Here is a 22,893-nt window from a genome sequence, read left to right as displayed (position 1 = left end):
TCGCTGTAACGGTTACATTCGGGATTACCGAGGACGACGTCCTTCGAAATAAAACCCCGCCGCCAATGTCGTACGCCCCACCTCACCCAGCGCCCGGTCAAACTCCGCTGCTCCTCGCTGCAGCTCTTTCCGCCATTTTTCGATGGTCCGACGCCACGACCGAGAGGTCAGCAGCGGCGCGATCGCTTCAAACTGCATCTGCAAGCTCGCCGACGGTTGTTGATAGGGCTTCACGCCAGACCGAATTTCTTCGAACGGCGCCATCACTCGTCGCAGGCCATGGTGTGTCATATTGAAAAAATGCCAGGGATCCCCATGAAGCGGCTGCATGAAGGCTGTATCCAGATGGATGATTCCTCCGGGGCGAAGGATGCGACACAACTCCCGAGCGGTGAAATGCGGGTCGGGCAGATGCTCGAAGACGGACTGGCTCACCACGGCATCAAAGGTGTGGTCGCGAAACGGCAACCGGCTCCGCGTGCACACCAGGTCGGTCCATTGATACTGGACAGCGTCGAGATAGACAACGTGCGGGCGCAGGAGGTTTTTCGGAGTGTGGCCGGCGCCAAAATCCAGTATCAGTCCATCCTTATGACGATCGAGAATCTCACGCACGTCGCTGGAATAGGGATGGGTGACGTTCTGCTCGCTGACGTGCAGGCAGGGAAGCCCCCGCCCTTCGAGAAAATGGGGGACGCCGCCCCGCACCGCAGCATGTAGAGGACACCGCGGACAAACCCACCTCGCCCCCTTGTAGACAAGTGATGACTGGCATTCTGGACATACCAGCAGCCGATCGATCTGAAAACTGCGCTCTCTCACAGGAAGCGGCCGGAATGGGCGGACGAGATAGGTCTGCCGGATAAGTTCTATTCCTCGCGCGGCTTCATCAATGACGGCGATTTCGACCACCCCACCCTGCAGATGTTCGCCGCCGAAGAGATCGCCTTGAAAGCCGCTGGTGATTGCCAGCGCCTGAGTCTGATGAACAGCGGCTACATCTGAACGAACACTTCCCCACGCCAGAGCGGCTTCGCGGTGACCGTTGCAGAGCAAACAGAGTTGTGGCCGGCATCCCGACTGTGGGATATACCAACCGGAAAATCGGCTGACGGGGTCTAAAATCGTTCCGGTGGGCGTTTCCAGATTAAAAGCCACCGTCATGATTCCAATCCCTTCCCGGTCATCCAGGCCTCTGTAAAAATTGCCCCGTAGGCGGTGACCATCTCGTCAAAGTCTGTCCCGAGGGATAGAACCGAGCGGCTCTGCTGCCCCAGGCTTGTCCGAAACTGTCCATCTCCGAGCACGCGCTCCAAACACTGACGCAGCTGATCCACATTGCCTGGGTCATAAAAAAGGGCGTTGACACCCTCTCGCACCTGTTCCCGGATGCCGAAAACCGGTGTCGTGACAATTGGGAGTCCGTAGGCCATCGCCTCCAATACGACTCGCGGATAACTCTCCAGCCTGGAGGTACAGACAAACACATCGGCAGCACGGTAATAGGGCGCTGTCTCTCTCGTTTCCGGCACGATGTGAATCCGTTCGCGCAAGGCAGGCGGCAGGGTTTTGACGAGGCGATGTAATGCAGAACTGTATGCACTCGGACGATCTCCGACAATGACACATCGAATCGTCTGCTGCAGCGATTCGCCCATCCGATGAAGAGCAGCCACCAGTTCCTGCTGCCCCTTGCGCTCACAGACTGTGCCCAACGACAGGATTACCACCTCGTCGTTGCCCGCACCGATGGAGTCTCGGGCACGGTCGCGCGGCCACTGCCGGTACGCCTGTTCGATGCGGGTCGTATCCAGCCCATTTCGAATAACGATAAAGTTATGTCTGGTGTTCAAGGGAACATAGGCGTCCCTGGTCGCATCGGCGACAAACACGACCCGATAGGGCAACGCAAAACAATCGTATGCCTTTTGAATGACACCGTCAGGCAAATAGTCAAAATAGGTCTGCCATGGCTCGCTCTCACGTGGGTTCCACACAGAAGGCAAGCCGGCTCGATGAGCAGCCGCGACGGCGTAAAAGTTTTGGAGCGTATTGGCATACACCACCTCGGCTCTCCAAGATCGGCAGTCGGACGCAAACCGAGTGACGGCCTCCTCAAATTCCTTCACATTCGTCACGGCCCAAAGAGGATGCCGTCCCACCCTCACTGAAATGCCTTGCGCCTCATACAGGGCACGCAATGGACCGTCGGTAGGTGAATAGACGATCGGCTGAATCAGTCCTCGTTTGGTCAGCGCGCACGTCAGTTCATACTGACTCCACGGTGCCCCCTCGCAATTCAGGTTCAACGCCACCATGACCATAGGAACGGGCTTGGGCCTAGACGCTGCGATCGTTCGCGGCGTGATGCTGAAACGCTCATCGGTCAGGGACAGATGCGGGCTATACCACGGATCCACTCGTTTTTTGTACTTGTGCTTGAATGCAGCCACCTCACTGGGATCATCCCGAAAACCGCGTGAATAACCTTCATAATGCGTCAGCTGCGCATCGGGACAGTACACGCATCGATCCCCGTGATCGACCAACCGATAGCAATAGTCGACATCGTTGTAGGCCACACCGAATTGCTGCTCATCAAACCCACCGAGTTCGAGAAAGCGGCGGCGTGGAGTGAGGAGACAAGCGGCAGTGACCGCGGAATAATTACGCGTCACCGAGGCATAGGCGAGATACCCATGTTCCGCAGTGGACATCAGTTTGAAAGCTGGACCGGCGAGCCCATGATAGAGTCCCTGCACCACCCCGGCATGTTGAATGCGACCGTCGGCGAAGACTAGCTTTGCGCCGACAGCGCCAACCCCGGAGATCCGGGCGTACCCCACCATCTGACTGAGCCAACGCGGAGCCTTGACCTCCGTGTCATTGTTGAGGAACAGCACGAAGTCGCTCGCCACCTGCTCAACCGCACGATTATTGATGGCGGCAAAGTTGAATCGCCTTCCTGAGTTGGGAATGCGTAGGACTCGGTGCGGGATCGCGCCAAGATAGGTCAGAGTCTCCGGGTCGTCACTCTCGTTGTCTATGATGACCACTTCATAATTCCGATACGTCGTCGCACGGATCGATTCCACGCACCGCCGAAGCATCCCGACTTGATTTTTAGTGGGAATCAGGATCGTGACCGACGGTCCGTCATCGGGGAATTCATGCGAGTAGATCCCCAGATGTCCCCTCGCGGCAAAGTCCGGCTGTGTCACACGGGCTGTCAGACCTCGCCGTCCCAATGCTTCGGCGACAGCGCGGCGCCCCGCCTCGATGCTGCCAGGCTTGGCAGCTCCGCTGGAAGCCGTCGAACCCGGCAATGCACGCCAATGGTACAGAATCTTGGGAAGGTGCCCGACAGCCGATGTACGCTCCGCCAGACGAAGAGCCAGGTCATAATCCTGCGCGCCCTCAAATCCCAGCCGCATCCCGCCGCAGGAAACGAATAGACTCCGCCGTACCACCAAGAGGTGGCTGAGATACATATAGGACAGGAGCAGTTCCGGCGACCAATCGGGCTTGAATTGAGGATCATACCGGCGGCCGGCTGTGTCGATCTTATCGTCATCCGAGTACAGCACGTCCATCTCGGACCGTTCCGCAAGATAAAGCGCCACCTCCCCCGTCGCGTCCGGCGTCAACTCATCGTCATGATCGAGAAACAGCAGGAACTCCCCGCCGGCCAATGCCGCGGCCTCGTTGGTGGCCGCACTAATGTTGAGGTTCTGCGTGAGAGACGTGACCTTGATTCGAGGATCGGCTTGATGCCAACGCTCCAAAAGGTCTCGCACGGCAGGATTTCGGCTTCCGTCATCGACAATGCACAACTCCCACTCACCATAGACCTGCCCCGCCACCGACGAAACGGCCCGCTCCAACCATTCAGGAGGAGGATCGTGAACGGGCATGAGGATCGACAACGTGGGTAGACGACCGGCCTGTGCAGCAAGACGTTCAAGTAAGTCCTGACGCCTCCGGCTATTCCACGCATTGACCTCAAGCCAAGCTTCGTAAGGTGGAACGACCGGTCCGATAGTCTTCGGAGCCTGGATCGCTCGGTGGGCCGCAATGCTGAAGCGACAGGCTGCTTTCCGCAGGAGGTCAGACCACTCCGAACGCCTCGGGAATCGACCATGCCGTCGATACCAGAGAAGGCCCTCCGCCAAGGAGAAGCGCATGAATCTTAAGGGTTGTATGAGCCCCTGCCTCAATGAACCCATACGCATCCAGGAGGTACCATCCCGTTCTTCGGTCCACCCATGGGCTTAGGTTGCCCCGCAGTGCTGAGGCACTGAGCTGTGAGACCTTTCAAATGCAACCGATTAGAGATTCTGGTCATAGGGTCTCCCTGTCAGGGAGCGCACCAAGTTGGCGGCAGCTCGCAGCGGTCTCGTCGCCTTCCATGAATGGGAGTTGAGCATGGTCTCGATACCGGACTTCAATCCGTAGACCTCAGCTTCCAGTCCGGCGATGCGACGTTGAGCATGGTCCAAGAGCTGACTCAATCGTTTGATCTCAGGGTCCGACTCGCCAATCTGTTCAAAGAGGCTGGAGGTCAACCGCGGTAAGGATCCGTCCGATGCCACCGCGACCTGATAACAGGGACGCACAATCCCCTCAACCGACTGAATCGGCGAGTCTTGCTCGCGAAAATATTCCACTGTCTGACCGGGTTGTCTCGCAAGAAGGATGGCAGACGCATACAGCACCCGCTGTCCAAACATGGCCACATGCGCGAAATGCCGTTCAACCAGCTGGGCGAACTCCTGCGCGTACAGTTCTTTCACATGAAATGCATTCCGGTGATTGGCACGCTCGGTATATTCCAACTTGTCCGGACTGGACATGACCAATATTCCACCGGGACGCAGAACACGCTTGATCTCGGTGAACATGGCCTCGTGCGCATCATGATGCTCAATGGTCTCGAAACTCACGACCAGGTCGATCATCCCCTCGCCGAAAGGAATGTCGGCGCAACTCCCGACCACGAATTCGACTTTCGGATGCGCATATTTGCGCTTGGCATGTGCAATGGCGTGCGGTGAGATGTCGACACCACAGACTGATCGAGCCGTCTGAGCCAACAGGGCGGAGCCGTAGCCTTCACCGCAAGCAATATCAAGGACTCGCTTGCCGACGGCCAACTCGCTGGCGAGGGCATACCGATGGAGATGCTCGAGCGCGATCACGCCCTGCATTTCCGGGAGAAAGCGCTCACCGCTCGCCTCGAGACCCTGCGCTGAACTCGAAACCGTCGTCACAGATCCTCCCTCACCACCGCTTTGAGTCGGGACCGAGTCCCGATGATGGCGATCCCGGCGGGATATCGATACGCCACCAGTCGACATTCCTCGAAGCCGCTCTCCAGAACCCGGCACCAGACATCGGCGCCGAACTCAGTCTGCACAACCAGCGCAGGATCCGCACACCCCTCACTCCCATGCAGGCTCGTCGGCAACCCTTTTCGGCTTCGCGTCATCCGTCCCACGACGATAGGAACCGTAAAGATACAGGCCCCGCCGGGTCGCAAAAGCCGCCGGCATTCGCGCAACCCCTGCAAGGGATCGGACACATGCTCCAGCGTATCGGAATGGACGATCAGGTCAAATGATTCATTCTCAAACGGAAGCGCCATCATGTCGTACTGTGGATAGCGCACCAACCGATGTCGCCGCACGGCGGACAAGGTGTCGGTGAGCGTCCCTGCTTCATTTATTTCCAGCAGATCGCATTCATCTGCATCGGGGCTCTTGACCCATTCCCGCAACCACTGTGCCCCTCGGCGCACGTGAAGGATGGCCGTAGCAAGTGCAATCGAACGGACATTCGCGCCGCACGTTTCACAACAGGTTCCCTGCTGAACGTTGATGTACTGTGCCTCCGACGCAGACAGTTCCCATTGCGCGATTAATGCTTTCCACAGCACATCATGATGCGCGAATGTGCGGCCTCCGCAGACTTTACAGGGCAATGGCGCCATCATGGCCCTCTCTCGGCTGCAGCGGAAGATTCCACTGCCAATTCACCTTCAGAGAGTCGACCCCCAACAGTCCGAAGCACGATTCGGAGGGGGCTGAGGTAAACGACCATGCATCGTGAATCCAGTGATGTTGCACGTGCTGCTCTTGCGTCCCATCCGCGAGCGCCACACTGAGCGAATATTCACCGGGCTGCAGCATGGGCAACACAAAACCTAGCTCCACGGCAAAACCTGTATCGGCTGGGATCGGCCGCACACGATTCTTCTCCCCCCCTACCGTGTTTCCGCCGAAGAGAGGCTGACCCAGCCGATCACGCACGATGAACCCGACGATTGGACTGCCGAGCCCGATCATCGTTCGACACTCAACGCGAAGGCAAACATCCGTTCGTCCCATCACCAGATTCACTCGTTGTCCCGACGAATCCTGAAGAAAGGTGCACTCTATACGTGCGCTGTGCCCACCGAAACCGGACACTTGATCGTGCCGCTCAGCGCTGTTTTGCACTGAGGAAGCAGCCCCATAGGTCTTGTCTTCCTTGCCTATTCCAACTGACGCAGCTCCGGCCAGATAGCGGTCACAGACCCGCTTGGCCTCGCCGAATCCAGCCATTCGCCCTTGCTCCAACCACAACGCCTTGCGGCAGAGACTCAGGACGACCGATGTATCATGACTCACAAAGAGCACGGTTCCCCGTTCCATGAACGAGCGGAGAAACTGCATGCACTTCTGAACGAAGAACGTGTCTCCAACGGCAAGCGCTTCATCAATGATCAAAATATCTGCCTTCACATGGGCCATTACCGCGAAAGCCAACCGAACGACCATGCCGCTCGAATACGTCTTCACCGGCTGGTCGATGAAGCCACCGATGTCTGCAAACCCTAGAATAGCCTCCCATTCTCGCTCGATTTCCTCGCGAGACAACCCCAGCAATGTGCCGTTGAGAAACACATTCTCTCTTCCTGTAAATTCCGGGTGAAATCCCGCCCCCAGTTCTAAAAGTGCCGCCACCCGCCCTGCCACTTCGACGCTTCCGCTTGAAGGGCTGACCGTACCGACGATCATCTGCAATAACGTTGACTTCCCGGATCCATTGCGACCAACGATCCCCAGCGTCTCCCCCCGTTTGACTTCAAACGAGAGATCCTGGACAGCGGGTACCGCACGGTAAAACTGTTTCGGAGCGAGCCCGAGGCTGCGCTGCAGTGGCGGGAGAATCCACTGTTTACCCCGATCTATGGTGCGATCGTACAATCGATAGGTTTTTGACAACGTCTGGGTGCGGATAACCCAATCAGAGGACATCGGCAAAGGCCTTCCGCGTTTTCTGAAACCACACGAGTCCGCCCCACGCCACGAGATAACTGCCCACCCAATACGCCACAATGCCGCCCCAGTACGGCGCCTTTCCGTGAATCAGAAGGTCCTGCACCTGCGTAATCAAGAAGGTGAGTGGATTCGCATAGAGCAACATACGGTACGTTTCCGGGAATGCGGAGACCGGATAAAAGACGGGAGACAAGAACAACATAACGGCCGTGATCGGGCCGCTGGCCTGGGCGATATCACGTACGAATACCCCGGCCGAAGCAAGGACCCACGATATCCCCAAGATAATCAGGGACAAGGGGAGCAGCACGACCGGTAGAAGGAACATGGTCCAGTGGAGCGAGAGATGGAGAGCGCCATAAAACATGATCAACACTGCCACACTAACCCCAGCATGAAACAACGCGGCGCCGAGAGAACTCCACGCCAAGATCTCCAACGGGAACACCACCTTTTTTACATACGTACTATGAGTAACGACGAGATGCGGCGCACGATGGACACTCTCCGCGAACATCGTGTGCACGATAAGCCCGGAAAACAGAAGGAGCCCGAAATCGAGGGAACTCTCACCGCCGCTGCTCCACTTGCTCCCCAGTACTCCCTGGAAGACGATCGTGTAGACGCTCAGCATGACCGCCGGATGAAGGAGCACCCACAACATCCCCAGGAAAGAGCCTCGATACCGAGCGACGATTTCGCGCCGGGTGAATTGAGTGAAAAGCGTCCAATGACGGCAGAGACTCCCCACGACCATCAGAGGGGAACACTCATTTGCTGTCACGAGCCGAGGTAACGGATTAGAAATCACGATGACGAAATACCAGACACGCGCCGCTGAGCAGGATGCCGACATAAAGCAATCCGTATAGCGAAGCCAAGAAGAGGTACTCCTGCGTCACGGCAATTCCTACAGCCGCTTGCCCCTTGATATTGAGCATCTCCAGGTTTGGAGTCAGGTAATACAGAGCATTCACCAGCGTTTGAGCCGTCTCATTTTGACTATTGACAGCCACTTGTTTCAAATCCGCGGTTAAATGGCCGATCACATACAACCCTAACGTGAGGATAGCGCTCAATGTCGATGAACTGAAGGTTGAGAAGAACAGGGCAATGGCGGTCACCACCAATATCTCGACGAAGATCAACTGTGTCGCCTGAAAAAATGAGGATCCGATCGGGACGCGGTACAACCACAACGTGCCAAGAAAGACGACCAGCATGATCGCCATGTTCACAAACAAGGTCAGCGCCAACCCGAAATACTTCCCAAGAATGAAGGATGTGCGGCTGATCGGCCTGGCCATGATGGTATACACCGTTCGCCGCTCGATTTCTTTGTTTACCAGGCTGATACCGATAAAAATGGCAATGATCACGCCGATCAGATTGATGGCGGCCAATCCCATATCGGCAATTATTTTGTGATGTTCCGTAATGCTCAAATCCGCCAGCAAGACGGAAAGCCCGATCAGCAACCCGGCGAACACAATCAGGTTATAGAGAATCTTGTCTCTCAAGCTTTCGCGAAATGCATTCAACGCGATAACGGCCATCGCACCCATGTCAAGAGGCCCTCCCACCGAAACGAGCCATGTGCGGTCGAGACGGCGTCGTCGCTGCCTCTTGAAAAAATAGATCCTCCAGCGACGCCTTATGAGGCGTCACCGAAACAAGACGGCCACCTTGCCGGCGGATCTCGCTCACCACCGCATCAACCGCATCGGAGTTCGGCAACACAATGAGGCATTGCTGTCCTTGGTGCAGTACCCGTGTGGCGAGCGACTGGAACAACGCATTCCCTTCCGACTTCACTTGCTGACACACAATCTCGACCGACTGCGTCTGATCCTGCCTGACCAACTCTTCGACACGCCCGCTGGCTAGGAGCCGGCCTCTCATGACGATGCCGACACGATCGCAGATCATCTCCACGTCATGGAGAATATGCGTACTAAAGAAAATCGTTTTGCCTCTGTCTCGCAGGCTGAGAATCAAATCGCGCACCTGCTTCCTTCCCACAGGGTCTAATCCCGTCATCGGCTCATCCAGAATCACCAGCTCGGGGTCGTGAATCAGCGCCTGAGCAAGACCGATGCGTTGCAGCATACCTTTGGAAAACTTTCTCAGTTGACGGCTCCGTGCATCCGTCAACCCAACGACCCCCAGGAGGTCAGTCACCCGCCGTGCGATCGTCGCTCGCCCCAACCCCGCCAACTGGCCGTAGAAACCCAAAAACTCCTCTGCCGTCAGATAGTCATAAAAATACGGTGACTCGGGCAGGAACCCGATGCGGCCCCGTGTTTCGACATCTCCAGCCGGCTGCCCTAATAGAAAGGCCCTCCCCCCGGTTGCACGGACCAGGCCCATGAGAATCTTCAACGTAGTCGTTTTTCCCGCCCCGTTCGGGCCCAAGAAGCCGAAGATTTCTCCCCGTGCGACTGACAGCGAAAGCCCGTTCAGCGCCACCAGCGGTGGTCGCCCGGGCCACCCAGATGCATACGACTTGGTAAGATCTTCAATAACGATGTCGTTCACTGAACACTCCTCCTACGGTACAGTCGGCAAAGTGACAGACGTCGGTTTTGCCCAGGGCTGACCAGGCACCGCTCCCTCGGTTCCCCGACAGGCCACCTTCTCATGAATACGCAAACGATTTTTTCGTGAAGAAGCACTCACCGCCCCTGTCAGGAAATCGACTCGGTACTCTCCGCCCAACGGATCTTCGGGCAATCGCCCGATCACCCCATGCAACATCAAATCTTCAACCTTGGCAGGGCTCCGACCATACCGCGAGCGATACCGCCGAACTGCTTCCTCCAAAAAGAGGAGGTCCTTCTCCTGAACAATTTCCTTCATCCGGAGCGACAGCGTTTCTCGAACGCGCTCGTCGTTCACCGTGCGCGAGAAGCGGTCGAGAAACTCCAACGCCGCCGAAAGATCACCGCTTTCAACCGTCATGCGAGCCGCCAAACGAGCCAGATAGCTCGGAGAACCGTGCACTTGCGCCGCCTCCTGTAGGAATCGACCTCCTGCCACGGGGTCACACAGTTCATAATAAGAAATGTATCCAGCTAAAAATGGCAGTTGCCAAACCGACGGATTCTCGTGAATCCCCTTCTTCAAAAGAGCAAGGCCCTCCTCATGGTGATCCACGAGAACTCCCAGAAAAACACCAGTCGCCTGATAAGGGGGGACGAAGGTCGGGTCCAAATCCGTCAGCACATCCACCGCATGATACGTCCACTGATATCCTTGGTCGGTGTTCCTGGTAGAACCGATATGCTGGACAGCCTGCAACCAGATGAAGTCCGCCACGAGTTGGCGATAGCCCAAGACCGCCAGCTTCAAATATTTTCCCTTAGGAAGGTAGGCCAACTGCTCGACCCTCACTGTGGCACTCCGCTCCTGACTCAACACATGAAGCAGCCCGGATGCGCCGACGAGGAGTATCAGTATGCACAACACATGCAGTACGCCGCGCGTAACGGATGCCATCACCTCAGGTCCCCTCACCTTAGCGCCCCCGCAGGGTTAACCGCCGGGCGGAGCAGGTTCACGTCCACACTCAGGAATGCCTGATCCAGGCTATCCTTGCGCACGGATTGGTACCGTACTTGGCGCCCGTGGATCTCGCGTAGTTGCTGCCCCGCCTCCTCCATACGGCCTTCCTTCGCCCACATACGAGCAAGAAAGGCGCGGGCCGGCAGAAAGTTCGGTTCTAACTCCTGGGCTTCCTGCGCTCGACGCTCGGCTTTCTTCCAGTTTCCCATCAGCCAATACACTCGCGCCTGCTCATATCGATATACCGCGGAGAACGGCGCAAGTCGGATCGTCTCTTCATAAAGCCGCGCCGAACCGGCTAACAACGCCCGACGTTGTTCGTCGGAAGACATGTGCGAACTCTGCGCGGCCGTGAGATAGAGTTGAGCGAGGAGGGCGAATACACGACTATCAAGGGGGTTCAATTCGATCGCTCGCTCAAATTCTCGCTTCGCTTGGAGAAAGTCCTGTTCATGCGCCGTCACTTCGAACTGCTTGGTGTAGACAGAACCAAGACCATGATGATAAAGGGATTTATCAGGATCCCATGCGATTGCTCGCTTGAGTCCTTCGGCCGCCTCGTGCAGCTTACCGTTCACTGCATGACGCGATGCAGACTCAAACGTAGACCAGGCCATCCCAAACCGGACCAGCTCCACACTCACGACCACGACAGCACATGCAATTCCGATGGCCCAGATGGCACGTGGGTGTGTGCCAATGACATATGCGGCAGCCGTCCCTTTCCTAGACATACGCCCAGCAGCTGTAATCAGCGCACAGCAAAGCACCAACAAGATCGCGAGAGCTGGCTCTCGTAGACTTGAATCAAACGCCGCGTGCAGCAGCAGTGCAGTAGCAGCCCCTCCCAGCCCCACCATGAGGCTCCGCTGTCCACGTCGGAGTCGCCTTCCCACCACACGCCACAGGTCCCGTGTCACGGTGTAGATACCACCGAACACAACGAGAATCGCCGCCCCCCCCATCTCAACACCGATTTGCAAGTAATCGTTATGTGGCGTCTGGGCAACTTTGCCATATCGCGCGATCTCTCCCTCGATCGGAAAGGCGTATCCTGGGTAGGTATACTGATACAGTCCAAGACCGATCCCCAGGGGATGATCTACCATCTGTTTGAATGCACCCTGCCACATCTGCCAACGCGCATAGGCGGCAGGATTGTGGAGATGCTCGGCAAGGGCTCGCTCACGTGCGGGCGAAGGCAGGAGAATCCCAACCAAGACAAGCAGCGCCCCACAGGCTCCTGCCCGAGCCCATCCATACCGGCAGATCAGCACGAATAGGGTGGCAGCAAATAGGACGAGTAACCCTCCACGGGATTGAGTCAGGATGACGGCATACAGCACGGAGCTGAACATAAGCCCGAACACACCCCACCAGAGAAAAGGGTGACGCCACATTCCAACCCTGATAGCTGCTTGCCTATACCCGTACACGCCGTAACTGAGCAGGAGCGACCAGGTGACCGAAAGATAACCGGCCAAGAAATTGGGATTAAAAAACGTCCCCGACGGCCTCGCGGCTCCCCACCGTACGCTCTGAACTATGGCGAACACAGCCTCTCCTGTCCCCATCAGCACGATCACACAAGTCAGCGTGAAAACATGCTCCCATCGGTCAACAAAAGAGACAAGCAAATAGAACAACGCGACGTACAGAGCGATCGTCAGTAGCCAGTTCCGCGCAGGATGAGAATACGGAGCCAGCAACGTAGACACGATCGCGAGCCCCACAAACGAAAGCACCGGATATTCACTTGAGATTTTCGGAACTATAAACACACCGGTTCGAATCCCCTCGGCAGCAACAAGTCCCAGCCAGGTGAGGATCAACAACCGAATGATCATCTGCGCGAGGTGGGTTGTTCCCCCGTCAAGAAGAGGGGAGAAGCATAGGAGAGCGCTGGTCACAAACAGGGCGATACTCGACCGAACATTCATGACTGCCAACATGTGGGAGAGGCACTGCAGTACTTACCCTCTATCAGAGACAAACGAGATCACAAAGCAAAATGCGATACTGCAACCGATGATGAATGGTCAGGAACAAATAAAACGGGGGAGGAACAACGTCCCTCCCCCGCACCGAAATGTCCGGTGAGTGCTGGTTAGCTGATCACGTCGTCCGGAACAGCTTGCGTGAGACCACCCTTGATGTCGTTCACAGACCAGCCGTCGATGGTCGGGTCATTGTCGATGCTCGCGACTGCCGAGGCTGTGAAGCCCACCGCACCGGCTGCCGTGCTCGCAGCTGACGGAACAGCCGGGGCTGCATCGCTGGACACCGTACAGCCCACGGGAGCACCGCACGGAATCTGGTCTGTGGCCGCGCCCGTGGAGGCTGCGTTACCCCCGATCGCCGGGCTCCGATAGGTATACCGGTTCGTAGAACCGGCGAGGGCGTACCCGATCTCCGAGAAGCTCCCATAGCGCGAATTTTCACTGAGATACGCGGTCTCAGCCACGAAAATGGCGCCCAGGTTGGTCTTGGCCTCCGACTGCCGGGACTTCGCCTGATACCGCAAGAAGTTGGGAATAGCGATGGCCGCCAAGATACCGATGATCGCCACCACGATCATCAACTCGATCAATGTAAAACCCTTTTGTCCCTTGAGTTGCTTCAACATACAGACTCCTCCCTTTCCTATTGTTGACTCATTACCGGACCCATCAAATCACAACCAGCTTGCCCCAGAATCTTGGCTCTCACTCACTGCGGAGCCCAATGGGAGCAGCTTCCGTGCCTGACAATTCGACACCAATCAGGAACGAAGTATGGCTTCATTCTCAATGATTTATGTTTTTCTTTCGCTTCCGCTCCCTATGCCAAACCAGTCTCCAGTCCCGTTTTCCGTCACCTGGGGACAAGTTTTGGCTCTACGCAAAAACAAACCGAAGTTATCCCATGGGTGGCGGGCAGTGAGAGAAAGAGAACGCTCAGGAGGCGGAGCCCCAGAGGGGGCTTGGTCGGCGGCGTTAGGAGAAGACAGCTAATTGGAACGGTCTGATTCGATGAAGGCTGGAGAAACTATTGGATCTGGTCGGCGGTCTTTCGATCCGAAACTCGTCTCAGTGCCTGGCGAATCCGTTCTTCCTGGGTCGGGTCACCCAACCCAAGGTCACGAAATCGCTGCATAAGCTTGTCATTGGATGGATCGAGCTCAAGGGAATGTAGAAGGGCTTCTCGCCCCTCCGTGACTAGCTGCTGCTTGAGGTAAATTTCACCAAGATGTTCATAAATAACCGGATCGTCCCCTACCAACACGACAGCCCGCTTCATTTCGGCTAGCGCCTCCGCCAAGAGTCCCTTCTTGAAGAAGGCCCACGCAAGGCTATCCACATAGTAGCCGTTGGTCGGACGGAGGGCCACGGCCTGTTTAGTCAATGTGATCGCTTCTTCGATCTTCACCCCGCGTTCCGCGTAACTATATCCCAGATAATTCAAGGCATCGGCATGGTGGGGATCCAGGGACAGGGTGGTCTCCATGGACTTCACGACGTCGTCGAAGCGATTCAGCTTGTCATACACAGTACCGGCATTGAAATGCAGGTCTGCATTGTCGGGATTATGACGAATCCCTTCGAGGAAGGCTTGCAGCGATGGTTCATATTGCTCTGCCTGGAAATGGGACAAGCCCAGTACAATGTGCGCCTCCGGCTGCTTCGGATTCAGCCGGCTGGCCTCCTTCAAATGCAAAATCGCATCGGCATACTGCTTCAAGCGATACTGCAATACCCCTAAATGTAAGTGCCCTTCGAAATACGAAGGTTCAATCACGAGATTCTGGCGATAGGCCTCAACCGCTTTGACATAATCTTTCGTTTCTTCATACAGATACCCTAAGTAATCCCGTACCTTGAGTTCATTCGGCCGTGCGGTCAAGATTTGATTTAGATGTTGGATCGCCTTGGGATAGTTCTTTTTTTCACCGTAGACGAGCCCCATCCGAAGTTGGGCATCGAGATCCGCCGGATCCTCCGCGAGCATGTCCTCCAATTCCCGGAGCGCATCATCATACTGCTTGGCCGACACCTGGAGTCGAATCACGTGGTGCCGAATCTCCCGATTCTTCGGATTGACGTTTTGCAAATACCTGCGATAGACCCCGATGGCCTTCTCTCGCTCTTGCTTTGCTTCGTAGACGGAACCGAGCGCAACGTAAGCGGGTTCAAAAGCGGGGTTCAACGTCACGGCCTGCTCAAACTCAAGCATGGCCTTATCGAAATCTCTGGCCTCCACCCCGATCCGTCCTAAATAGTAATAGCCGACCGCCGAATCGGGGCTCACCTTGATGCCGGATCGAATCGTCTCCTCCGCTTCGGCATACTGCTTTTGATTGGCTTGCAAGAGCCCCTTGGCAAAAAAGTGCTCGCTCCGCTGCGGCTCCTGCTCAATCGCCTGATTGAAAAGCCTTAAAGCCTTGTCGGGTTTTCCGGCAGCCGCATACATTCCGCCGATCTGACCGAGCATCTGGGCATCCAGTCCCGGCACATTCGCCACCTCATCTGCAAATCGAACCGCGGCAGGCACATCACCAGCAGCAAATGATAGGACGGCGAGTCGGGCCTTGATGTAATGTGACGTCGGGTCGGTCTGGAGCGCGAGTTGATACTCCTTGATGGCCTGTTCGGTGTTCTGCTCCAACTCAGCTTGGTATCCAAGCATGAAATGATAGGAGGCTCGCGAATCCGTTGAAGATGGAATCGGACGAGAGGCAGTTGGAACTGCAGGTGGAGGCGGTGCAACGGGAAGCACAGGAGGAGCACTCTGACAGGCTGTAATCAGCCCTCCCACCGTCATTAGGACGGATGCAAGTCGTACCAAGTGGCTCTCACCGACTCCCTTCCTGTGCCGTTCAGCCAGACACCATCCTCGCACAATCATCCACCCACTTTGCAATGAAGCTCCTGAGATTCAACTGAATGTGTGGAGATTATACTGAGCCGTGGAAGAAAGCGTCAAACCGACTCGCGCGTCTCCAGGTTTTCAAACTTGGCGAACCGGTCATGAAAAAACAGTTCTTTTTTTCCAATCGGGCCGTTGCGATGTTTGCTGACAAGAATATCCGCGATGCCCTTCCGCTCGGTGCCAGCCTCATACACCTCCTCGCGGTAGATGAACATGACCACATCGGCATCTTGCTCAATAGCACCGCTCTCCCGCAGATCAGCGAGCATGGGAATGGGAGGTTTTCTGGCTTCTACGGCTCGACTCAATTGCGACAGCGCGATCACCGGCACGCTAAGTTCCTTCGCCAAACTCTTCAGAGAGCGAGAGATATCGGAAATCTCCTGTTGCCGCGACTCGGCATCGCTCCGTCCCTGCATAAGCTGAAGATAGTCCACAATGATCAAATCCAGCCCCCGCTCAGCCTTCAGGCGCCGCGCCTTTCCCCGCATCTGTTGCACGGTGACGGCACCCGAATCATCGATGTAAATCGGAGCCTGTTCGAGTTTCCCCGCCGCTTCAGCCAACCGCCACCAGTCTTCTTTCTGCAGCCGCCCGGTCCGAAGGGCATGCGAATCGACGCGTGCCTCGGAGCTCAGCATGCGAAGAACCAGCTGCGGTTTCGACATTTCCAAACTGAAGATACCGACCACGGTGCCGGCTCGCAGTGCAGCGTGTTGCGCCATGCCCAACGCAAGACTGGTCTTTCCCATGCTGGGACGGCCCGCAATGACAATGAGATCGGACGGCTGCAGTCCGGAGGTGAGGTCATCCAGATCGAGATATCCGGTCGGCACACCCGTCACGCGCTCCTTTCGCTTCGACAGGCGATCCACGACATCAAGGCTTTCCTTGATGATCTGGTTTACCGGCGTGAACGAGCGGTCAAGCTTGCCCTGGGCCAGACCGAAGACGGAGCGCTCGGCAAAATCCAATAATTCATCGACCGCCACGGTTCCGTCGTACCCTCGGGTGATCACCTCCGTCGAGGTCTGAATGAGCCCACGTAACAACGCCTTATCGCGGACGATTTTGCTGTGGTAGCGAACGTTTGCTGCGGTTGGAACAACTTGCACCAGCTCTGCCAGATAAGCCGCCCCCCCGACGCTCTCAAGCTCGGACCGACCCTTCAGACATTCCGTCAACGTGATCTGGTCAATAACTTCGCCGCGATCAGACAACTCCAACATGGCCTGATAAATCTTGCGGTGAGCGGTGCGATAGAACTCCTCGTCGGTGAGGATTTCCATGGCTTTAGCCATCGCGGTGTTGTCCAGCAAAATGGCCCCCAGCACCGACTGTTCGGCTTCCACATTCTGCGGCGGCAATTTGGGGGAAGCCAGATCAACAGCCGACAGCGATTTCATGCGCGCGTCCCTCGACGTTTCGTTCGAAGCGATGATGAATCTGGTTTGGCTCCGCAGGTGGGACTTTTTGACGCGGAAGGTGCGCCGTCCTCACTCGAGTCGATGGCACGGAACAACCGATCTACGTCGAGCGCGAACCCAGTGGAGGCCGCCGGATGCCCAAATCGCCCCAAAAGATGGTCATACCGCCCTCCCCCCCCCAATTCCGCACCGATTCCCGACGCAAACACATCAAACACCATTCCGTCATAATATTCGAACCCACGAAACTCACCTAGATCAAGGAGGACAACCTGTCGTTGCGCGGCAGAACTCAATCGGTCATAGACCTGGGACAAGTGATCGAGGGTACCAAGAAGCGCGCGATCACGCCCGACAAGCTTTCGACCTCGAGCCAGCACCTCGGGTCCGCCACACAACTCAAGGGCATTGAGAATGACGCCGGTCGTGGCACGAGACACTCCCTCTCGAGCCAATAATTCCTCTAGGAGTGGCAGATCCTTCCGGGCAGCCGCTTGCTCCACGCGCTTTTGCCCCTCCGTGGACAAGCCGGAACGAACCAGCAGAGCAGTGAAAAATCCCACGTGCCCGACCGCGACTTTGAACGATGCCAAACCGACCCGTTGCAGGCACTCAATGAGGTACGTCAAGATCTCCGCATCGCCTGCCACACCTGCGACGCCGATGAGTTCTGCCCCGACCTGAAAAATTTCTCGATCGCGCCCGCTATGTTCGCGTTCATGGCGAAAGACCGAGGTCCGGTAACACAGGCGAATCGGCAACCGGTTTCCCATCATGCCCATGGCGACCGTCCGCGCGATCTGTGCAGTTGCATCGGGTCGGAGCAACAGCAGTCGTCCTGTCGTTCGATCGACGATGCGATAGCATTTCTCGAGGAGATCAGCCTCCAAACCCGGTGCGAGTACGTCGTGATACTCGAACATGGGGAGAATGATTTCCTCATATCCCCCCTTGGAGAGAACGGCAAGCAGTGCGTGTTCGAGATGACGAATACGATGAGCAGCCTGAGGAAGGATGGTGCTCATTCCAACTGGAATGAGCGACCGTTCGTGCCCTCCCGAATGTGGAGCGGATACAGAAGAGGCCTTCAAGGACTGGGAGCCCATGGTGGGGTCGCCGGTGGGGCTATAAGCCTTTTGACAGATCAGCCACCTTCACGGACAGGATGTGCTTGCTCTTTGTGATTTGGTCGAGCACCGATCCCGAAAGTGGCGCATCCAACCCGAAGATCAGGAGTGCATTCCCGCCGCGTTCTTCCCGGGAGCACTGCATGCGCGCGATGTTGATGTTGTGGTCCCCCAAGACATGCCCAACCGTTCCGATGACACCCGGACGATCCTCATTTAAAATCAACAGGAGGTGATTGTCAGGCACCACCTCGACCTTGAATTGATCGATTTCAATGATCCGCGGATCTTTGCGATTGTAGAGCGTGCCGGCCACCTGGTGGACCTTTTTCCCCGCCTCCACTCGCACACGGATGACGCTCGAAAAATTACCGGCATCGTTGCTTTTGACCTCTTTCACTTCGATGCCACGCTCTTTTGCCACAACCGGTGCGTTCACATAATTGACCGGATCTTCGAGAATGGGCGTCAAAAGCCCTTTGAGCACAGCAATGGTCAATGGCGCCACGTTCAATCCGGCCACCTCACCGCTGTACTCCACGGTCAGCCGCTCCAGTCCGCCCTCCAACAGTTGCGCTTGGAGAAGCCCCACGCGCTCCCCGAGCGATAGGTACGGTTGCAGCTGGGGCAATAATTCTGGCGCCACGGATGGAATGTTCACAGCGCCGCGGGCAATGCCCTTGGTAAAATATTCGACAATTTGCTCAGCGATGCCAACGGCCACATTTTCCTGGGCCTCTGTTGTTGAAGCCCCGATATGCGGCGAGCAAATGAAATTCTCCAATGCCAGCAGCGGATTATCCGGCTTGACTGGTTCTTCTTCGAAAACGTCAAACGCGGCAGCCGCCACACGTTTCGATTTTAGTGCCTCGCACAGATCGCCTTCGTGCACAATCCCGCCGCGAGCACAGTTGGCGATCATGACGCCCGGCTTCATTTTCGCAATCGCCTGAGCGTTGATGAGCCCTTTAGTTTCAGGGGTCAGCGGCGTGTGCACGGAGATGACATCGGAACGACGGAATAATTCGTCCAACGCCACGATCGCGACGCCCATTTTCTCTGCACGCTCCGGCGCCAGATAGGGATCGTAGGCGACGACGTGCATCCCGATACCCTGTGCTAACTTCGTAAGGTATCCACCAATCTGCCCAACCCCCACAATGCCCAGGGTCTTGCCCTGCAGCTCCACCCCCATGAACTTTTCTTTTTCCCACTTCCCGGCCTTGGTCGAAGCTGTAGCCTGGGGAATGCGGCGCGACATGGAGAAAATCATGGCCATCGTGTGTTCCGCGGTGGTAACGGTATTTCCCCCCGGCGTGTTCATGACGACGATGCCTCGGCGTGTCGCAGCCGGCGTGTCGACGTTATCCAATCCGGATCCGGCACGTCCGACCACCTTCAGATGTTCGGCGGCGGCGATGACTTCCGCCGTCACCTTCGTCCCGGACCTCACGATCAGACCATCGGCGTCCTTGACTTCCTTGAGAAGTTCCTCCTTGGGGAGCTTGGTCTTCACAACCACCGAAAAGCCCGCCTTCTCAAGCAGCTCGACCCCCTGTTTCGACAAGCTATCGCTAACCAAGATTTTCATTGTCGTGGCGCCTTACCTGAGGATGGATCTATTTGGCTCTACGCCTTCCCCATAAAAATTTCCTGAGCCTTCGCAACTCCACTGCCAAGTTTCACCGGATAGCCCAACCCCTTGACCACCATTTCCACGGCGGCAAGCGCGGTGATAACGTCGAAACTATCGATGTAACCCATGTGTGAAATACGGAAGATCTTCCCTTTCAGGTGATCCTGACCACCCGCGGCCGTCATGCCATATTGGGTTCGCAGGTTCTTATAGACGGCTTGGCCGTCAACCCCTTGAGGAGCCAGGATCGCCGTCAAAGCATCGCTGGGGCGCTCCTGGGGAAACAGGCTCAGACCTGCCGCTTTCACTCCTTCGCGCATGGCTGTGGCCAACGTGGCGTGCCTGGAAAAAATCGATTCCAGGCCTTCTGCTTTGAGAATGTTCAAAACCTCTTTCAAACCCAAAATCAGCGACACCGCCGGGGTATAGGCGGTGGTATTCTTCTGCTGATTGTCGCGCTCCCTCTTAAAATTAAAATAGAAAGCCGCGTTCTTCGCCTTATCGGCCAGGCGCCATGCCTTTTCACTCACACTAGCGAAGGCTAGTCCCGGCGGCAGCATCAACGCCTTTTGAGAGCCTGTCACGACCACGTCGAGTCCCCAGGCATCGGTCTTGAGATCGAGGACACCCAACGCCGTGATCGCATCGACCACCAAGATCGTCTCCTCGTAACCCTTCACAATATCAGCCAAGGCTTTCACATCATGCGCGACGGCCGTCGAGGTTTCACTCGCTTGTACATAAACCGCCTTGATCGATGGGTCTTTCTTCAATGCGTCGGCCACGGCCTGCGGGTCAACGGCACGCCCCCACTCGACCTTGATTTCGGTCACTTGAGCGCCGAATGTCTTACATAATTTCGTCCACCGCTCACCAAACTTGCCGCCATTGATAGTGAGGGCCTTATCTCCTGGGGAGAGGAAGTTGGAGACGGAGCCCTCCATTCCCCCCGTACCCGAAGCCGCAAGAATCAGCACATCATTTCTGGTTTGAAAGAGCCACTTCAAGTCTTCACGGACCTCGGCGAAGAGCTTGTCGAATTCAGGAGCCCGATGGTGAATCATCGGACGGGCCATAGCCAGCAATACCTCCGGTGGAACCGGAGTAGGCCCTGGAGCCAGCAAGTACCGTTTCAGCATACGACGAACCTCCTCACTGTACGGAACGAACGGGTCAGGAATTTGGAAGGCGCGTACGCTATCACAGCCCTCAGGAGGTGTCAAGGAAACGAATCGGAAACTTGCCTATCTTTTCAGCAAGTTTCAATCTGATTTATACACCGACAAGACGCCGAAAAGGCGCCGTTCGCTGGTTAACTGACGTCTCTTGGATCTTCAATCGATTGAGTCGCTTCCGCCGATTTCTTGACAAGCTATAGGCTCCTGGATACTGTACGCTTCGAGACCTTAGTCTGACAGAGCCATTTAGACCTACTCATCTGTCCGCACCAAAGAGAATCACTCAGTAGACCGAATAGGTGGCTTCATGCAAGTTCGTACTCGCGCTGGAGGTTTTCGAGACCTGTTACTTGTTGGTTGCTGCGCCCTCACTTGGGCAATGTGGCCGTGCCTGACCCTTGCGCAAACGGACACAGAGGCGGCACCCACGGAGACCGACCAGGGCCAGCTAGCGAGTTCGGATCCAGCCGTGGAAACCGCCCTCCCCACCCCTGAACCGGAAGCCATCCTGGATGAAGAAGACCGTGCGGCAGCAACCGACAGTGAATCAGCAGAGGTAAGCGGTTCACTTGCAAGTGAACCCTCCACCCAAATTCCTCCCGCTGAGCAACTCCTCCAACTCAAACCCCTCAGCGGTGCGGCAGCCAGATTTACGGATCTTCTTCAACCCCCTGCAGAAGTGGCTCAGGAATCGGCTTTGCCCTCGGACTCAGCTGATGAGGAAAACGCCGCTTATAATGTTCCGATCATCCTCGATCCGTCGGTACAAGGCCATATTCGCTTCTTCAACGTAGCCATTCGTAACCGCTTCGAACAGTGGCTCATTCGGCTCAGCCACTATCGCCCCCTGGTCGACAGCATTTTCTCCGAATTCAACCTTCCCAGCGATCTGATCTACCTGTCGCTCGTCGAAAGCGGATTCAACCCCCACGCGTATTCACGAGCCCGTGCAACCGGTCCCTGGCAATTCATGAAGGGAACCGCAAAGTTATACGGTCTACGAGTCGATAGCTATGTGGACGAACGGCGAGACCCCATCAAGTCAACAGTCGCTGCGGCCCGCTATCTGCGCGACCTCTATGATTTATTTGGAACGTGGCCCCTGGCCATGGCAGCCTACAATGCGGGCGAAGGAAAGGTCATGCGGGCCCTCCATACCGCACAAGCGGAAAGCTTTTCGGACATTGCCAAGACACGATTGATCCGCAGAGAAACACGGGAATATGTCCCGCGGTTCATGGCTGCCACCATCATCGCCAAGAATCCCGACCGATATGGCTTTCCCCAAAACGACGTCAGTCCGCACCAGTTTGAAGAGGTAATTGTTCGCCGCCCCATTCATTTCAAGGCCATCGCCAACGTTACGGGAATTCCTTACCAGGAACTGAAGATCCTAAATCCTGAACTGCGCCGGGACGCCACGCCACCGGACGATCCAGAGTATCGGCTAAAAATTCCGGTGGGAACTCGAGAGAAGGTCGAACAACTCCTGGATAGGGCTCCTACCTACAAGTTTCCCCCCTTGTCCATTAAGGTTCGGCAGCAAAAATCTGAGCCCGACTCTGGACGATGGTACCGCGTCCGCGTGGGGGACTCCCTCGAGAAAATCGCGAAGCGTTTTAATATCTCGGTCAAGACGCTGAAAAGCACTAACAACCTGACGAGCGCCACCATCAAGGCAGGATCTCGACTGGTTATTGCGCAGTAAGCGCGCCTGAGGGATTGTCCGCT

Annotated in this window: 17 protein-coding genes; 1 reads left to right on the top strand and 16 read right to left on the bottom strand. The window is 56.4% G+C overall.

Going from position 1 to position 22,893, the window contains the following annotated elements; genetic code table 11:
• Positions 1-24 precede the first annotated feature (24 nt).
• From HRU82_15650 to HRU82_15575, 16 genes are all read right to left on the bottom strand, one after another.
• A complete protein-coding gene (locus HRU82_15650) occupies positions 25-1,164 on the bottom strand; it encodes a methyltransferase domain-containing protein (protein ID QOJ36283.1) in 1,140 nt (379 codons plus the stop codon).
• On the bottom strand, positions 1,161-3,914 hold the full coding sequence (locus tag HRU82_15645; protein ID QOJ36282.1) for a glycosyltransferase: 2,754 nt from the start codon (positions 3,912-3,914) through the stop codon (positions 1,161-1,163). Before HRU82_15645 ends, HRU82_15650 begins: the two co-directional genes overlap by 4 nt.
• A 414-nt stretch (positions 3,915-4,328) precedes the next feature.
• Positions 4,329-5,270 carry a class I SAM-dependent methyltransferase gene (locus HRU82_15640; GenBank protein QOJ36281.1) on the bottom strand — a complete coding sequence of 314 codons (942 nt, stop codon included), beginning with the start codon at positions 5,268-5,270 and terminating at the stop codon, positions 4,329-4,331.
• Positions 5,267-5,992, bottom strand: a complete 726-nt coding sequence (locus tag HRU82_15635) for a methyltransferase domain-containing protein (protein QOJ36280.1) — start codon at positions 5,990-5,992, stop codon at positions 5,267-5,269. Before HRU82_15635 ends, HRU82_15640 begins: the two co-directional genes overlap by 4 nt.
• Positions 5,970-7,298 (bottom strand): ABC transporter ATP-binding protein, encoded by a 1,329-nt coding sequence (locus HRU82_15630; protein QOJ36279.1) that lies wholly within the window; start codon positions 7,296-7,298, stop codon positions 5,970-5,972. The genes HRU82_15635 and HRU82_15630 overlap by 23 nt, the downstream gene beginning before the upstream one ends.
• Positions 7,288-8,079, bottom strand: a complete 792-nt coding sequence (locus HRU82_15625; GenBank protein QOJ36278.1) for an ABC transporter permease — start codon at positions 8,077-8,079, stop codon at positions 7,288-7,290. Before HRU82_15625 ends, HRU82_15630 begins: the two co-directional genes overlap by 11 nt.
• A 43-nt stretch (positions 8,080-8,122) precedes the next feature.
• Positions 8,123-8,905: an ABC transporter permease gene (locus HRU82_15620; GenBank protein ID QOJ36277.1), complete on the bottom strand. Its 783-nt coding sequence runs from the start codon at positions 8,903-8,905 to the stop codon at positions 8,123-8,125.
• Positions 8,889-9,860 (bottom strand): ABC transporter ATP-binding protein, encoded by a 972-nt coding sequence (locus tag HRU82_15615; GenBank protein QOJ36276.1) that lies wholly within the window; start codon positions 9,858-9,860, stop codon positions 8,889-8,891. Before HRU82_15615 ends, HRU82_15620 begins: the two co-directional genes overlap by 17 nt.
• Positions 9,861-9,872: 12 nt before the next feature.
• Positions 9,873-10,820 (bottom strand): hypothetical protein, encoded by a 948-nt coding sequence (locus tag HRU82_15610; protein QOJ36275.1) that lies wholly within the window; start codon positions 10,818-10,820, stop codon positions 9,873-9,875.
• 14 nt (positions 10,821-10,834) lie between these two features.
• Positions 10,835-12,733 carry an O-antigen ligase family protein gene (locus HRU82_15605; GenBank protein ID QOJ36274.1) on the bottom strand — a complete coding sequence of 633 codons (1,899 nt, stop codon included), beginning with the start codon at positions 12,731-12,733 and terminating at the stop codon, positions 10,835-10,837.
• Positions 12,734-12,993: 260 nt separating this feature from the next.
• Positions 12,994-13,512 (bottom strand): prepilin-type N-terminal cleavage/methylation domain-containing protein, encoded by a 519-nt coding sequence (locus HRU82_15600; protein ID QOJ36273.1) that lies wholly within the window; start codon positions 13,510-13,512, stop codon positions 12,994-12,996.
• A 401-nt stretch (positions 13,513-13,913) separates the two neighbouring features.
• On the bottom strand, positions 13,914-15,551 hold the full coding sequence (locus HRU82_15595) for a tetratricopeptide repeat protein (GenBank protein QOJ36272.1): 1,638 nt from the start codon (positions 15,549-15,551) through the stop codon (positions 13,914-13,916).
• Between the two features lie 293 nt (positions 15,552-15,844).
• Positions 15,845-17,200, bottom strand: coding sequence for a replicative DNA helicase (dnaB, locus tag HRU82_15590; protein QOJ36271.1), 1,356 nt, complete (start codon positions 17,198-17,200; stop codon positions 15,845-15,847).
• Positions 17,197-18,246, bottom strand: coding sequence for an ATP phosphoribosyltransferase regulatory subunit (gene hisZ / locus HRU82_15585; protein QOJ36270.1), 1,050 nt, complete (start codon positions 18,244-18,246; stop codon positions 17,197-17,199). Before hisZ ends, dnaB begins: the two co-directional genes overlap by 4 nt.
• A 100-nt stretch (positions 18,247-18,346) precedes the next feature.
• A complete protein-coding gene (locus tag HRU82_15580) occupies positions 18,347-19,939 on the bottom strand; it encodes a phosphoglycerate dehydrogenase (GenBank protein QOJ36269.1) in 1,593 nt (530 codons plus the stop codon).
• 38 nt (positions 19,940-19,977) lie between these two features.
• Positions 19,978-21,123, bottom strand: coding sequence for an alanine--glyoxylate aminotransferase family protein (locus tag HRU82_15575; protein ID QOJ36268.1), 1,146 nt, complete (start codon positions 21,121-21,123; stop codon positions 19,978-19,980).
• A gap of 508 nt (positions 21,124-21,631) precedes the next feature.
• On the opposite strand from HRU82_15575, the gene HRU82_15570 reads away from it, so the two are divergent.
• Positions 21,632-22,870, top strand: coding sequence for a transglycosylase SLT domain-containing protein (locus tag HRU82_15570; GenBank protein ID QOJ36267.1), 1,239 nt, complete (start codon positions 21,632-21,634; stop codon positions 22,868-22,870).
• Positions 22,871-22,893: the final 23 nt, after the last annotated feature.

The sequence above is a fragment of the Nitrospira sp. genome, from assembly GCA_015709715.1.
Lineage (GTDB): Bacteria > Nitrospirota > Nitrospiria > Nitrospirales > Nitrospiraceae > Nitrospira_A.
The sequence above is the reverse complement of the archived record's forward strand: the minus strand, read 5'-3'. Positions and strand labels throughout refer to the sequence as shown.